Below are 14405 nucleotides of genomic sequence, written 5' to 3'. Positions count from 1 at the left end.
AAGTTTTCGGCGAATGTTGTCTTCACAGTATAACCAGATTGCTTGGGGTTATATGGTCAAGTGAAGAAGCGCATACGGTGGATGCCTTGGCAGTCAGAGGCGATGAAAGACGTGGTAGCCTGCGATAAGCTTCGGGGAGTCGGCAAACAGACTTTGATCCGGAGATCTCTGAATGGGGGAACCCACTCAGCATAAGCTGAGTATCTTGTACTGAATACATAGGTGCAAGAGGCGAACCAGGGGAACTGAAACATCTAAGTACCCTGAGGAAAAGAAATCAACCGAGATTCCCTTAGTAGTGGCGAGCGAACGGGGACTAGCCCTTAAGTGGCTTTGAGATTAGCGGAACGCTCTGGAAAGTGCGGCCATAGTGGGTGATAGCCCTGTACGCGAAAATCTCTTAGTCATGAAATCGAGTAGGACGGAGCACGAGAAACTTTGTCTGAATATGGGGGGACCATCCTCCAAGGCTAAATACTACTGACTGACCGATAGTGAACCAGTACCGTGAGGGAAAGGCGAAAAGAACCCCGGAGAGGGGAGTGAAATAGATCCTGAAACCGTATGCGTACAAGCAGTGGGAGCCTACTTGTTAGGTGACTGCGTACCTTTTGTATAATGGGTCAGCGACTTATATTCAGTGGCGAGCTTAACCGAATAGGGGAGGCGTAGCGAAAGCGAGTCTTAATAGGGCGTTTAGTCGCTGGGTATAGACCCGAAACCGGGCGATCTATCCATGGGCAGGTTGAAGGTTAGGTAACACTGACTGGAGGACCGAACCGACTACCGTTGAAAAGTTAGCGGATGACCTGTGGATCGGAGTGAAAGGCTAATCAAGCTCGGAGATAGCTGGTTCTCCTCGAAAGCTATTTAGGTAGCGCCTCATGTATCACTGTAGGGGGTAGAGCACTGTTTCGGCTAGGGGGTCATCCCGACTTACCAAACCGATGCAAACTCCGAATACCTACAAGTGCCGAGCATGGGAGACACACGGCGGGTGCTAACGTCCGTCGTGAAAAGGGAAACAACCCAGACCGTCAGCTAAGGTCCCAAAGTTATGGTTAAGTGGGAAACGATGTGGGAAGGCTTAGACAGCTAGGAGGTTGGCTTAGAAGCAGCCACCCTTTAAAGAAAGCGTAATAGCTCACTAGTCGAGTCGGCCTGCGCGGAAGATGTAACGGGGCTCAAACCATACACCGAAGCTACGGGTATCACTTAGGTGATGCGGTAGAGGAGCGTTCTGTAAGCCTGTGAAGGTGAGTTGAGAAGCTTGCTGGAGGTATCAGAAGTGCGAATGCTGACATGAGTAACGACAATGGGAGTGAAAAACTCCCACGCCGAAAGACCAAGGTTTCCTGCGCAACGTTAATCGACGCAGGGTTAGTCGGTCCCTAAGGCGAGGCTGAAAAGCGTAGTCGATGGAAAACAGGTTAATATTCCTGTACTTCTGGTTATTGCGATGGAGGGACGGAGAAGGCTAGGCCAGCTTGGCGTTGGTTGTCCAAGTTTAAGGTGGTAGGCTGAGATCTTAGGTAAATCCGGGATCTTAAGGCCGAGAGCTGATGACGAGTTGCCTTTAGGCGACGAAGTGGTTGATGCCATGCTTCCAAGAAAAGCTTCTAAGCTTCAGATAACCAGGAACCGTACCCCAAACCGACACAGGTGGTTGGGTAGAGAATACCAAGGCGCTTGAGAGAACTCGGGTGAAGGAACTAGGCAAAATGGCACCGTAACTTCGGGAGAAGGTGCGCCGGTGAGGGTGAAGGACTTGCTCCGTAAGCCCATGCCGGTCGAAGATACCAGGCCGCTGCGACTGTTTATTAAAAACACAGCACTCTGCAAACACGAAAGTGGACGTATAGGGTGTGACGCCTGCCCGGTGCCGGAAGGTTAATTGATGGGGTTAGCTAACGCGAAGCTCTTGATCGAAGCCCCGGTAAACGGCGGCCGTAACTATAACGGTCCTAAGGTAGCGAAATTCCTTGTCGGGTAAGTTCCGACCTGCACGAATGGCGTAACGATGGCGGCGCTGTCTCCACCCGAGACTCAGTGAAATTGAAATCGCTGTGAAGATGCAGTGTATCCGCGGCTAGACGGAAAGACCCCGTGAACCTTTACTATAGCTTTGCACTGGACTTTGAATTTGCTTGTGTAGGATAGGTGGGAGGCTTTGAAGCGTGGACGCCAGTTCGCGTGGAGCCATCCTTGAAATACCACCCTGGCAACTTTGAGGTTCTAACTCAGGTCCGTTATCCGGATCGAGGACAGTGTATGGTGGGTAGTTTGACTGGGGCGGTCTCCTCCTAAAGAGTAACGGAGGAGTACGAAGGTGCGCTCAGACCGGTCGGAAATCGGTCGTAGAGTATAAAGGCAAAAGCGCGCTTGACTGCGAGACAGACACGTCGAGCAGGTACGAAAGTAGGTCTTAGTGATCCGGTGGTTCTGTATGGAAGGGCCATCGCTCAACGGATAAAAGGTACTCCGGGGATAACAGGCTGATACCGCCCAAGAGTTCATATCGACGGCGGTGTTTGGCACCTCGATGTCGGCTCATCACATCCTGGGGCTGAAGCCGGTCCCAAGGGTATGGCTGTTCGCCATTTAAAGTGGTACGCGAGCTGGGTTTAGAACGTCGTGAGACAGTTCGGTCCCTATCTGCCGTGGACGTTTGAGATTTGAGAGGGGCTGCTCCTAGTACGAGAGGACCGGAGTGGACGAACCTCTGGTGTTCCGGTTGTCACGCCAGTGGCATTGCCGGGTAGCTATGTTCGGAAGAGATAACCGCTGAAAGCATCTAAGCGGGAAACTTGCCTCAAGATGAGATCTCACTGGAGCCTTGAGCTCCCTGAAGGGCCGTCGAAGACTACGACGTTGATAGGTTGGGTGTGTAAGCGCTGTGAGGCGTTGAGCTAACCAATACTAATTGCCCGTGAGGCTTGACCATATAACACCCAAGCAATTTGAGCGAAAGCCAGATTGCGGTGTTGTGAAGACTGCACAGCCGAAGATTTGTAACTCACAAACATCACATACCCGATTCGCTGGAGTGTCTGAACAAGACCTTCTGGCAACAGAATTTCTTGACGACCATAGAGCATTGGAACCACCTGATCCCATCCCGAACTCAGCAGTGAAACGATGCATCGCCGATGGTAGTGTGGGGTTTCCCCATGTGAGAGTAGGTCATCGTCAAGATTAAATTCCGAAACCCCTATCTGCATATGCAGGTAGGGGTTTTGTCTTTTCAGCGCCCAGCTGGATAAAATGCCAGCCAAAAAAAACCACCCCGCAGGGTGGTTTGTTCGCTTCCTTCGCCGACTCAGTCGCCGTAGTACTCGCAACCACTGGTGCAGGTCTCGTGAATGCGCACCTTGGACAGCTCTGGCAGCAGCGGCTTGACCTGGTCCCAGATCCACTTGGCGATCACTTCGCTGGTCGGATTCTCCAGGCCAGGAATGTCGTTCAGGTAGTTATGGTCCAGTTGTTCGTACAGCGGCTTGAAGATCGCCTTGATCTCGGAGAAGTCGCGGATCCAGCCGGTATGTGGATCGAGCGGGCCGGTCAGGTGCAGGGCAACCTTGAACGAATGGCCATGCAGGCGACCGCACTTGTGCCCTTCAGGCACGTGGGGCAGGCGGTGGGCCGATTCGAACGTAAACTCTTTGAAAATTTCCACGATATCTTGACTCTGTAAACCAATGCTGGCTGCCAGTTTACCAGCATGGTCACTTCAGTGGTTGCAGATGCGCGTGCAGCTTGCCGGTTTCTATCAGTTCGAGCAGCTCGTCGCCCAGTCGCTGGCTTTCAGCCATTGCCTTGTGCCAATAACGCTGACGGCTGCCCGCATCGCCCATGAAGCGCTTGAAGTCGCTACGATCCGGCAGCTTGCCGTAGGGCAGGCTGGCCAGGTACTGCGGCGAAGGCGCAAGCAGCAGCACATTGCGCAAGCGCTGGGTATCCCCACGGCGCCACGGCAGGGCCTTGTCGAACCAGCCGGGGATGACCTTGTCGGTGAAGTGCGGATAGAGCACCAGGTCATCGCCGGCAAAAGGCAGGTCAAGGTGATAGTCCAGCAAGCCACCATCTCGATAGGTCCCCTGACCGACACCCGGAATATCGCGTACGCCTTGCATGACCATCGGGATCGACCCCGAGGCCAGCAGGCCATGGCGCAAATTGGCAACATCCAGTGGCAGGCAGCGCGAGGGGAAGTCCGTCATTGGCTGCAATGGCGGAGCGCTGCGGGCGTCGTGCAAGATGATTCGCTCGAAGTGCCGCGACAGGCGTGCACGGCCAATCAGGTTGTCAGCGATGACCGATGACAGGCCCATGCCCAGGCGCCCGCGGTGATCGTCAGCAAGCAGGCCATGGCTTTTGACCACCATGATGTTCAGGCGGTAGCCCGGGCTTGCGAGTATCTGTGCGTCGCGGTTTTCGAGCAGTTCATCGAGCATGCGCTCGCAGCTGCGGCTGACTTCGGCCTGGGTCACGCCCTTGGCAAAGTCCTGTTCGGTGTACAGCTGGCCCAGGCGCTGCAGGGCCTGGGCGGGGTTGGGCAAGCAGGCGCTGGCAAAGCGCCAGGAGCCGATGGATGCGCCGATCAACGCCCGCTCACGAGGTGCGCTGGGCAACCAATGGCCGAACAACGCCAGGTCCAGGCCTTGTATGCCGAGGGCCTTGGGCCCCCCAGCTGCACCCGGCAGCACACCCACATCGGCAGCCTGTAATCCACGCTCGCGGATGCGCTGCAAGGCGCGATTGCCGGCCTTGAGCGTCAGCGCCGGGTACTTGATATGGATTGCACTCATACGGGCCTCGCTGTCTTGAGCCGGTAATTATAAAGAACAGCGCTCCGGAAGTGGGGCAGGGCTGCGCTATCATGTCGCCAGTTGTTTTCAGCTTCAATTAAGTTCGGTTGGGTACTCTAGGCCCCGTAGAAACATTTTTGATCTCAACGGAGAGACACCATGAAAACTTTGACTGCCCTGTTCGCCACTGCTGCCCTTGCCCTGAGCGCCAACGTTGCAATGGCTAAAGATGTACAGCCTGACGAGGTCGTAAAACTGGTCAACGCCAAGACCATCAAGTCTCTGGACGAACTCAAGGCCGCCGCAGTAGCCAAGCACCTAGGCGCAACCGTCACCGATTCTGAGCTGGAAGACGAGTACGGCCGCTACATCTACAAGGTCGAACTGCGTGACGCTCAGAATGTCGAGTGGGATGTCGACATGGATGCCAAGACCGGTGAAATTCTCAAGGATGCCCGGGATAACTAATGATCGTTCGATCGCGAACAGCACAGATACTTCTCATCGCGCTGTTGGCCCTCTGCTCGCTGGCTTCGGCCCGCGACCTCGATCAGGATGAAGCCCTGCAATTGCGTCAGCAGGGCGTGATCCTGCCGCTTGAGCAACTGCTGCAGTCCGCCCTGGGGCGTTACCCCGGGGCGAAACTGCTGGAAGCGGAGCTGGAAGAGAAACACGACAGGTATGAGTACGAGGTCGAATTGCTGACCCCTGAAGGCGTGGTACGCGAGATCAAGCTCGACGCTACCAATGGAGCGCTGCTCAAAGACGAGGAAGATGACTGATGCGCCTGTTACTGGTCGAGGACAACGTGCCGCTGGCGGATGAACTGACCCAGAGCCTGCAACGCCAGGGCTATGCGCTCGACTGGCTGGCCGACGGCAGGGATGCGGTCTACCAGGGCAGCAGCGAACCCTATGACCTGATTATTCTCGACCTCGGCTTGCCTGGCTTGCCGGGGCTTGAGGTGCTGGCCCAGTGGCGGGCATCGGGGCTGGTGACACCGGTGCTGATCCTCACCGCGCGCGGCTCGTGGGCCGAGCGTATCGAGGGGCTCAAGGCCGGTGCCGATGATTACCTGAGCAAGCCGTTTCATCCAGAAGAGCTGCAGCTGCGCATCCAGTCGCTGCTACGCCGTGCCCGCGGCCTGGCCAACCAGCCGACCCTTGAAGCCGCCGGCCTGCAGCTGGACGAAGGCCGCCAGTGCGTCACCCGCGCCGGCGTCGACATCCAGCTCACCGCTGCCGAGTTTCGCCTGTTGCGCTACTTCATGTTGCACCCGCAACAGATCCTGTCGAAAAGCCACCTCGCCGAACACCTCTACGACGGTGAGACCGAGCGCGATTCCAACGTTCTCGAAGTGCACGTCAATCACCTGCGCCGCAAGCTCGGCCGTAGCGTGATCGAAACCCGCCGTGGCCAGGGTTATCGCTATGCCGGGAGCTGCGAGTGAAGTCGATTCAGGCACGCCTGAGCCTTGGCCTGATTGCGGTATTGGTGCTGGTCGGGCTGGCCCTGGCGCAGATCAGCCTGTGGCTGTTCGAGGCTGGCCTGCAGCGCTACCTGGAGACCGGTCTGCGCAAGGAGAGCGAAAACCTGCTGGTGGCCCTGGTACGCGGCCAGACCGGCCTTGAACTGGATGAACGGCGGATTTCCTCGGCCTATAAGCGGCCGTTTTCCGGCTATTACTTTCGCATCGATTTTGACGGCGGCAACTGGCGCTCGCGTTCGTTGTGGGACATGGACATGCCGGCGCCGCAAACCCCGGGGCTGCACGCCGGCCTGGAGCTGGGGCCGGAAGGCCAGCAACTGCTGGTGCTGCGGGCCGATTACCGGCGCCTGGGCCAGGCGATTTCCATCAGCGTCGCCCAGGACTATACCCCGGTGCGCGATGGCTTCAGGCGCATGCAGCAGATCGGCCTGGGGCTGGGCCTGGTCGCACTGTTATTGATCCTGGTACTGCAACGCATCACCGTGACCCGCTCATTGCGGCCGCTGGAGCGCGCCCGCGAACAGATCGCCCAACTGCAGCAAGGCCAGCGTTCGCAGCTCGATACCCAGGTGCCTACCGAGCTTGAGCCCCTGGTCGCACAGATCAACCACTTGCTGGCCCACACCGAAGACAGCCTGCGTCGTTCACGCAATGCCCTGGGCAACCTCGGGCATGCGCTGAAGACACCGTTGGCGGTGCTGCTCAGCCTGGCCTCCAGCGAACGCCTCAAAGACCTGCCGCAAGTCCGTGCCCAGTTGCGCGACCAGCTCGAGCAGATCCAGCAGCGCCTGAGCCGTGAGCTCAATCGCGCGCGGCTGGCTGGCGATGCGTTGCCGGGCGCGCAGTTTGATTGCGATGCCGAGCTGCCCGGGCTGCTGTCGACCCTGGGCATGATCCATGGCGAAGGCCTGGAGTTGAGCAAGCAGGTGCCGCCCGGTTTGCTCCTGCCCTGGGACCGCGAAGACCTGCTCGAACTGCTGGGCAACCTGCTGGACAACGCCTGCAAATGGGCCGACAGCGAGGTGCAGTTGAGCATCGAAGAACAGCCGCAACGCTATTGCCTGTGGATCGATGATGACGGCCCCGGCATTCCGCAGACGGCTCGTGAACAAGTGCTTGAGCGTGGAACCCGGCTTGACGAGCAGGTTGACGGCCATGGCCTGGGCCTGGGCATCGTGCGCGATATCGTCGAAGCCTGGGGAGGGCAGATGCGTCTGCTTGAGAGCCCGCTGGGTGGCTTGCGGGTGAGTATCGAGCTGCCGCGCAGGGTCAGATAGCATCGCTAGCCCCGCCGCGGTTGCCCATACGCCTGACTGATCCGGTCAATCACCATCGCCAGCGCCACAATCGCCAACCCGGCCTCCACACCCTTGCCGACATTGAGCGTCTGAATTCCTGCCAGCACATCCTCGCCCAAGCCGCGCGCGCCAATCATCGAGGCGACCACCACCATCGACAGCGCCATCATCACCGACTGGTTGAGCCCGGCCATGATGCTCGGCAGCGCCAGCGGCAGTTGCACCCGCCGCAGCCGCTGCCAGCGACTGGCGCCCAGGCCGTGGGCCGCCTGGGTCAGGCTCGGGTCGATCTGGCTCAGGCCCAGTTCGGTCAGGCGGATCAACGGCGGCAGGGCGTAGATCAAGGTGGCGAAGATCGCCGGTACCTTGCCCAGGCCGAACAGCATCAGCACCGGGATCAGGTAGACGAAGCTGGGCAGCGTTTGCATGACATCGAGCACCGGCATCAGCAGCTTGCGCGCTAACGGTCGGCTGGCCAGGAGGATGCCGAGCGGGACGCCGATCAATACGCACAGGCCGGTGCTCACCAGCACCAGTGCGCAGGTCTGCAGGAGCTTGTCCCACAGGCCGACCACGCCGATCAGAAACAACAGGCCGCTGAGCACCAGGGCGCGGGTGATGCTGCGGCTGGCGTGCCAGGTCATCAGCGCGACAATCACCAGCAACAGCCACCAGGGCGCCAGGCGCAGCAGGTTCTCGAGGCCAACCAGCACCTGCAGCAAGCCATCGGAAACGTTGCGCAGCTGGTCGCCGTAAGCCAGCACCAACCAATCGACAAAACGGTTAACGGCATCGGCAAAGGAGTAGTGCAGCGCTTCGGGAAAACCTCCACTCACAGGCCTGCCTCGACCTTGCTCGCCACTTCGGCGGGTAGCCAGGCTTTCCAGATACCAGGGTAATCGCGCATGAACCTGAGCGCGGCATCCTTGGGTGACTCGCGCTTTTCGCTCATCTGCGCCAGGGTCTTGTTCAGGGTATCGATGGGCAGGTCGACCTTGGCGAAGAACTCGACCAGTTCGGGATAGTCCTTTTTGAATGGCGCCGAAACACCAATCGACAATTTCGCCGGCAGTGAGCGCGTGCCTTGTGGGTTGGGGTTGCTGGCATCGGTCAGGGTCTTCCAGGCCTGGGCATCGAAAGCGGGTTCTTCCAGGCGCACCAGTTCGTAGCGGCCCATCAGCGGGGTAGGGCTCCAGTAGTAGAACAACACAGGCTTGCCGCGGCGGATCGCCGAGGTGATTTCAGCATCGAGCGCCGCGCCCGAGCCACTGCGAAAGTTCACGTAGTCCTGGTCCAGCCCGTAGGCCTTGAGCTTCTGGCTGTTGACGGTCTCGGAGGTCCAGCCGCTGGGGCTGTTGAGGAAGCGGCCCTTGTCGGGGGACTCAGGGTCCTTGAACACGGCCTTGTACTGTTTGAGGTCGGCCACCGAGCGCAGCTTTGGCGCCAGATCCTTGATCACGTAGGCCGGCACATACCAGCCCTCATCGGCGTTCTTCACCGTATCGCCGATGCTGAACACCTGGCCGGCCTGCTCGGCCTTGATCCAGGCCGGGCTGCGGCCGGCCCATTCCTCACCGATGACCTGGATGTCGTTGCGCGCCAGCGCCACTTCCATGCTCACGGTGCTGCCGGGCAGGGTATCGGTGGGGTAGCCGTAGCCTTTTTCGACAATCAGCCGCAGGATTTCGGTGGTGAGGCTGCCGCTTTCCCAGGTGATGTCGCCAAAACGAATGGGCGTGGATTTATCGGCGGCGTCGCTTGAGGTGACCAGGCCCAGCGCCAGGAAGGCGCTGGCCAGCAAGGTGGTGATCGGCTTCATTGTGCCTCGCTCGCAGGGTAGGGAGTCCGGCAAGTGTAGTAGACCGATCGCGAGGCAAGCCTGCTCCTACAGATGAATAGGAGCAGGCTTGCCCCGTGAAGTTGTTACACCCGGAACTGATCCATCAGCCCCTGCTGCTGGTTGGCCAGGCTGTTGAGCGACTGGCTGACCCGCGCCGATTCGTTGGCCTGTTCCGACAGCGATTCGGTGACATCACGAATGGTCGCCACGTTGCTGTTGATTTCTTCGGCCACCGCGCTCTGTTCTTCGGCGGCGCTGGCGATCTGCAGGTTCATGTCGCTGATCACCGTGACCGCATTGCCGATCTGCTGCAGGGCGGTGACTGCCTGGCCGACCTGTTCGACGCTGCCCTGGGCCTGGCGATGGCTGCTGTCCATGGCGCCGACCACGTCGCGGGTACCGGCTTGCAGCTGTTCGATGACCTGGCGGGTTTCTTCTACCGACTCCTGGGTCCGGCGCGCCAGGTTGCGCACCTCGTCGGCAACCACGGCAAAACCACGGCCGGCTTCACCGGCACGCGCGGCCTCGATGGCGGCGTTGAGGGCCAGCAGGTTGGTCTGCTCGGCAATCGAGCGGATTACTTCCAGCACCGAACCGATCTTCTCGCTGTTCTCGGCCAGGCCCTCGACCTGGCTCATGGCGGTGCTCATGTCGGCAGCCAGGGTGTCGATGCTGCTGGTGGTACGGTCGATCACCGCCAGGCCCTGGCGGGTCGCCTGGTCGGCGTCGCGGGCGGCCTGGGCGGCTTGCGCAGCGCTGCGGGCGACGTCCTGGGCGGTGGCGCTCATCTCATGGGAAGCGGTGGCCACCTGGTCGACCTGGCGATACTGCTGCTCCATGCCGGCGCTGGTCTGGGTGGCGATGGCCGAAGACTGGTCGGCGGTATCGCGGGCGGCCTGGACCGAGCGCTTGACCTCGGCAATGGTCGGTTGCAGCTTGTCGAGAAAACGGTTGAACCAGCCGGCCAGTTCGCCCAGTTCGTCGCGCTTGTCGTAAGTCAGGCGCCGGGTCAGGTCGCCTTCGCCGCTGGCGATGTCCTTGAGCATCGCCGCCACGCCAAGGATCGGCCGGGTCACGGTGCGCGCCATCAACCAGATCAGCAGCAGGCCGACGATGGCCGCCAGCAGGCCCAGGCCCAATTCCATCAGGGTGCCGCTGGTGTTGCGCTGGTCGAGCTCTTGCTTGAGGGCTTCGGCCGGGCCGGTCAGGGCGCTTTCCGGCACGTCGAGCAGCACGCCCCAGGGCTTGCCGCCAGGTATTGGCGCAAACGAGGCCAGCACTTTCAGGCGCTGGTTATGGTGGATGCTGTGCAGCGGCGTGCTGTCGCCGAGCAGGCGGATCAGTTCGGCGCCTTTTTCGCTGTCGACCTGGTCAATGCGCTGGGCCAGCTTGCTGGCGTCCGGGCTGTAGCCGGCCAGCAGGCCCACGGGGCTGAGGATGCCGACCTGGGTCTGGCCCTGGTAGAGGTTGCGGCTGGCCTGTTGGCTCATGGCCTGCAGGCTGTTGAGATTGATGTCGATGGACAGGGTGGCGATGACTTTGTCGGCCGCCTTCAGCGGGAACACGATGCTGGTCATCAGCACCTGCTGGCCGTTGATCTCATAGAAGTAGGGCTCGATCACACAGACCTTGCCGGTGGTGCGCGGGCATACCGACCAGGTGTTGGCCGGCTCGCCGCTGGGGCCGATGCTGGTGTCATTCATGTCGCGTTCGGGCAGCGCCATCGAGGTCAGCTGGCCCGGGGTCGGTTGCGACCAGTACAGGGCGAAGCGGCCTTTCTCGTTGCTGCCCAGGTCTTTCTGGTCGACGAACAACGCGTCCTTGTTGTCCAGCGCGTTGGGCTCGAACACCAGCGACAGGCCGAGCAGCTCGGGGTTGGCCTGCAGGGCCGCGCGCACCTGGCGGGTCATGTCTTCGCGCAGGTCGAAGGCATCGAGGAAGCGTTTTTCGGCCTGCTCGCGCAAAAACAGCACCTGGCGCGAGAAGCCGGCGCCGTACTGGTAGGCGTCCATGAACTGGCGACGGATGTTCAGTGCCTGGACTTCACCCTGGGATTCAATGCGCCCCTGGGCCGCTTCGGTGAGCATCTGCATGCTGCTGGCCTTGACCAGTTGCGTGCTGTGCTCCATGCGATACAGCGAGAGTCCCACCAGCAGGGTGACGATGCCGGCCAGGCACAGGCCGGCCAGCAGGGTGATCTTCCACTGAATGGAAAGTTGTCTGAACGACATGGCGAAGTCCTTTGATCCTGAAAGATTGAGGCTGCCGACTATGTCGGCCGCGATGCCGTTTTCTTTATTCAAACGTTCAATTGAAATGCGTCGTTTTCGTCTATTCAAGCGACACGTTGTCGCAGGTCGCCAAGGCCTTTTTTTGACAAGTGCGGGGGGCTGCTTCAAAGTGTGCGCCCTCCCATAAAAATACCTGTCGTTCGGCCACTGCTCGCGGGCAGTCTGTCGCCGGATCGGTCGCTTTTTGTCTGGTTTCTAGAGGTTACAGAATGAATGCAGTAATTGCCGCGGTCGGCATCATGCTGATATTGAGCCTGTCCCGTGTGCATGTGGTGATTGCCCTGATCATCGGCGCCCTGGCCGGTGGCCTGGTGGGTGGCCTGGGCATCGAAGGCACGCTCAAGGCGTTCAATGGCGGGCTGGGTGGCGGTGCTACGGTGGCGTTGTCGTACGCCTTGCTCGGCGCCTTCGCCGTGGCCATCGCCAAGTCGGGCATGGCCCACGCCCTGGCCGACCGCGCCCTGGCCATGGTCGATCGCCAAGGCCATGGCGAAGGCGGCAAGGTCAAGTGGTTACTGATCGGCCTGCTGCTGGTGGTGGCGATTTCCTCGCAGAACATCCTGCCCATCCACATTGCCTTCATTCCGTTGCTGGTGCCGCCGCTGCTGTACGTGCTGACCAAGCTGCAGATCGACCGGCGCCTGGTGGCCTGTGTGATGACCTTCGGCCTGATCACCCCGTACATGTTCCTGCCAGTGGGTTTCGGCAATATCTTCCTCAATGAAATCCTTCTGGCCAACGTCAGCCGCAGCGGTGTGGATGTCAGCGGCGTCAACGTTACCCATGCCATGGCCATCCCGGCTGCGGGCATGCTCTTCGGCTTGCTGGTGGCGGTGTTCATCAGCTATCGCAAAAAGCGCGTGTACAACCTGGAGAAAATCGAACAGGTCGAGCAGGTGGCAGTCAGCTACAACCCGCTGACCCTGCTGGTAGCGGGCGTTGCCATTGCGGCGGCGTTCATCATCCAGCTGTGGCTGGACTCGATGATTATCGGTGCCATGGCCGGCTTTCTGATCTTCTCGGTGTCGGGCATCGTGCGCTGGAAAGACACCGACGACCTGTTTACCGAAGGCATGAAGATGATGGCCATGATCGGCTTCATCATGATCGCCGCTTCGGGCTTTGCCGAGGTGATGAAGGCCACCGGTGAGGTCAAGACCCTGGTCGAGACCTCGGCGTCCTGGATCAACCACAGCAAGGGCGTCGGCGCACTGCTGATGCTGCTGGTGGGCCTGCTGGTGACCATGGGCATCGGCTCGTCGTTCTCCACCGTGCCGATCCTGGCAGCGATCTTCGTGCCGCTGTGCGTGCAGCTGGGCTTTGATCCTGTGGCCACCGTGTGCATCGTCGGTACCGCCGGTGCCTTGGGCGATGCCGGATCACCTGCCTCGGACTCGACCCTGGGGCCGACCTCGGGCCTGAACGTCGACGGCCAGCATCATCATATCTGGGACACGGTTGTACCGACTTTCATCCACTACAACCTGCCGTTGCTGGCATTCGGTTGGCTGGCGGCGATGATGCTCTAGGGCAGGGCGAGGGCTGAGCGCAAGGCTCAGCCTTTGGCGGGCGGCGGCGAGATGCGGTTGAGCACCATGTTGCCGTTCTTGTTCTGGGTCAGGTACACCGGCAGCACCTTGGGCAGGGTGCTGACCAGGCGCTTGATCTCGCTGGTGTTGTAGATGCCGCTGATGCGGATGCTGCCGGTACCGGTATCGGCCAGCAGCAGCGGTTTTTCCAGGTAGCGGTTGATCATCGGCAGGGCCTGGGCCAGGCTCTGGTTGTCGAGGATCAGCTTGCCCGTACGCCAGGCCAGGCTGTTGTCCTGGTTGGCGGTCTGGTCCAGACGTGGCTCATAGTCGCCGGCCTTGTAGCTGGCCTGCATGCCCGGGCCAAGACGATAGCTGCTGTCGCTGGCGTTGCCGTCACTGCTGACCAGCACCGAGCCTTCGACCAGGGTGACTTTGACCTGGTCATCATACTTCCACACGTTGAACTGGGTGCCGGTGACCCGCGTCCAGCCATTGGCCGCGTGCACCACGAACGGGTGCTGGCTGTCGTGACGGACCTTGAAGAACGCCTCGCCCCTGACCAGGGTTACCCGGCGCTCATCCTTGTAGTTGGTGAAGCGCAGTTCGGTATTGAGGTTGAGTTCGACTTCACTGCCATCACTGAGCACTACGCGATTGACCCGCTCGCCGGTCTCCAGGGACTGGTAGCTATTGGGCAGCCAGCCTTGTTCCCAACCGATCCAGGCGCCGGCTGGCAGGGCGACCAGGGCGATGGCTGCGGCGCTGGCCAACCGTTGCCATTGGCTGCGCTGCGGTCGAGGCAGCGCTACGACGTTGTCCGGGAAACTGCGTGGCAAGTGATCGGCGGTTTGCCAGATCTCGACCATCGCCTGATATTCCTGCAGGTGCAGCGGGTGGGCTTTCAGCCATTGCTCGAACGCGCGTCGCTCGGCGGCGGTACAGTCTTCAGCTTGCAGGCGCAGGCACCACTGTGCGGCGGCATCGGTGATGGCATCGTGTTCGGCGTCGCTGAGACTGGTGTGGTTCATTGAAACTCCCGGTTTTGTCCATTCTACCTTGCAGGGTAGGCGGGCGAGAACCGAGATAATGGCGAATGACTATCAGTTGTAAGATTTTTTACCGTCAAAACCCCGTAAAACCGCGGATC

Annotated in this window: 11 protein-coding genes and 2 rRNA genes; 7 read left to right on the top strand and 6 right to left on the bottom strand. The window is 60.1% G+C overall.

The genetic code is table 11. The annotated features are described in order from the left end of the window. Positions 1–54: 54 nt before the first annotated feature. Positions 55–2944: ribosomal RNA gene (locus tag JYG36_RS18110) — 23S ribosomal RNA — on the top strand. A 135-nt stretch (positions 2945–3079) separates the two neighbouring features. Further along, a 5S ribosomal RNA gene (gene rrf / locus JYG36_RS18105) occupies positions 3080–3195 on the top strand. Between the two features lie 124 nt (positions 3196–3319). On the opposite strand, the gene queD is transcribed toward rrf, so the two are convergent. Further along, complete coding sequence (gene queD / locus JYG36_RS18100) at positions 3320–3676, bottom strand: 6-carboxytetrahydropterin synthase QueD (protein WP_010226613.1); 357 nt, start codon at positions 3674–3676, stop codon at positions 3320–3322. Positions 3677–3725: 49 nt separating this feature from the next. Next, complete coding sequence (locus JYG36_RS18095) at positions 3726–4808, bottom strand: patatin-like phospholipase domain-containing protein (protein WP_213601937.1); 1083 nt, start codon at positions 4806–4808, stop codon at positions 3726–3728. Positions 4809–4967: 159 nt separating this feature from the next. Between JYG36_RS18095 and JYG36_RS18090 the strand changes: the two genes are divergently transcribed. Genes JYG36_RS18090 through JYG36_RS18075 form a run of 4 tightly spaced genes read left to right on the top strand, consistent with a single transcriptional unit; the run spans position 4968 to position 7574 of the window. Then, positions 4968–5276, top strand: coding sequence for a PepSY domain-containing protein (locus JYG36_RS18090; protein ID WP_213601935.1), 309 nt, complete (start codon positions 4968–4970; stop codon positions 5274–5276). Beyond that, a complete protein-coding gene (locus JYG36_RS18085; protein ID WP_213601933.1) occupies positions 5276–5590 on the top strand; it encodes a PepSY domain-containing protein in 315 nt (104 codons plus the stop codon). The genes JYG36_RS18090 and JYG36_RS18085 overlap by 1 nt, the downstream gene beginning before the upstream one ends. After that, positions 5590–6258, top strand: a complete 669-nt coding sequence (locus tag JYG36_RS18080) for a response regulator transcription factor (protein WP_045201340.1) — start codon at positions 5590–5592, stop codon at positions 6256–6258. The genes JYG36_RS18085 and JYG36_RS18080 overlap by 1 nt, the downstream gene beginning before the upstream one ends. Next, positions 6255–7574 carry a sensor histidine kinase gene (locus JYG36_RS18075; RefSeq protein WP_213601931.1) on the top strand — a complete coding sequence of 440 codons (1320 nt, stop codon included), beginning with the start codon at positions 6255–6257 and terminating at the stop codon, positions 7572–7574. The genes JYG36_RS18080 and JYG36_RS18075 overlap by 4 nt, the downstream gene beginning before the upstream one ends. A gap of 5 nt (positions 7575–7579) precedes the next feature. On the opposite strand, the gene JYG36_RS18070 is transcribed toward JYG36_RS18075, so the two are convergent. The 3 genes from JYG36_RS18070 to JYG36_RS18060 all read right to left on the bottom strand — a co-directional run bounded on the left by JYG36_RS18070 (position 7580) and on the right by JYG36_RS18060 (position 11666). Continuing rightward, the gene (locus tag JYG36_RS18070; protein ID WP_093385054.1) at positions 7580–8431 is read right to left on the bottom strand and encodes an ABC transporter permease; all 852 of its coding nucleotides are present in this window, start codon (positions 8429–8431) and stop codon (positions 7580–7582) included. Beyond that, on the bottom strand, positions 8428–9414 hold the full coding sequence (locus tag JYG36_RS18065) for an ABC transporter substrate-binding protein (protein WP_093385051.1): 987 nt from the start codon (positions 9412–9414) through the stop codon (positions 8428–8430). Before JYG36_RS18065 ends, JYG36_RS18070 begins: the two co-directional genes overlap by 4 nt. Before the next feature lie 104 nt (positions 9415–9518). Further along, positions 9519–11666, bottom strand: coding sequence for a methyl-accepting chemotaxis protein (locus JYG36_RS18060; RefSeq protein WP_213601928.1), 2148 nt, complete (start codon positions 11664–11666; stop codon positions 9519–9521). Positions 11667–11935: 269 nt separating this feature from the next. Here JYG36_RS18060 and JYG36_RS18055 point away from each other — a divergent pair, with 269 nt between their 5' ends. Continuing rightward, positions 11936–13255, top strand: a complete 1320-nt coding sequence (locus JYG36_RS18055) for a Na+/H+ antiporter family protein (RefSeq protein ID WP_045201345.1) — start codon at positions 11936–11938, stop codon at positions 13253–13255. Positions 13256–13281: 26 nt separating this feature from the next. On the opposite strand, the gene JYG36_RS18050 is transcribed toward JYG36_RS18055, so the two are convergent. Continuing rightward, entirely contained in the window at positions 13282–14286 is a 1005-nt protein-coding gene (locus JYG36_RS18050) for a FecR family protein (RefSeq protein ID WP_045201346.1), read from the bottom strand. Positions 14287–14405 lie beyond the last annotated feature (119 nt).

This window comes from Pseudomonas sp. SORT22, from assembly GCF_018417635.1.
In the GTDB taxonomy this organism is placed as follows: domain Bacteria; phylum Pseudomonadota; class Gammaproteobacteria; order Pseudomonadales; family Pseudomonadaceae; genus Aquipseudomonas.
This window is presented reverse-complemented; position numbering and strand designations above follow the sequence as displayed.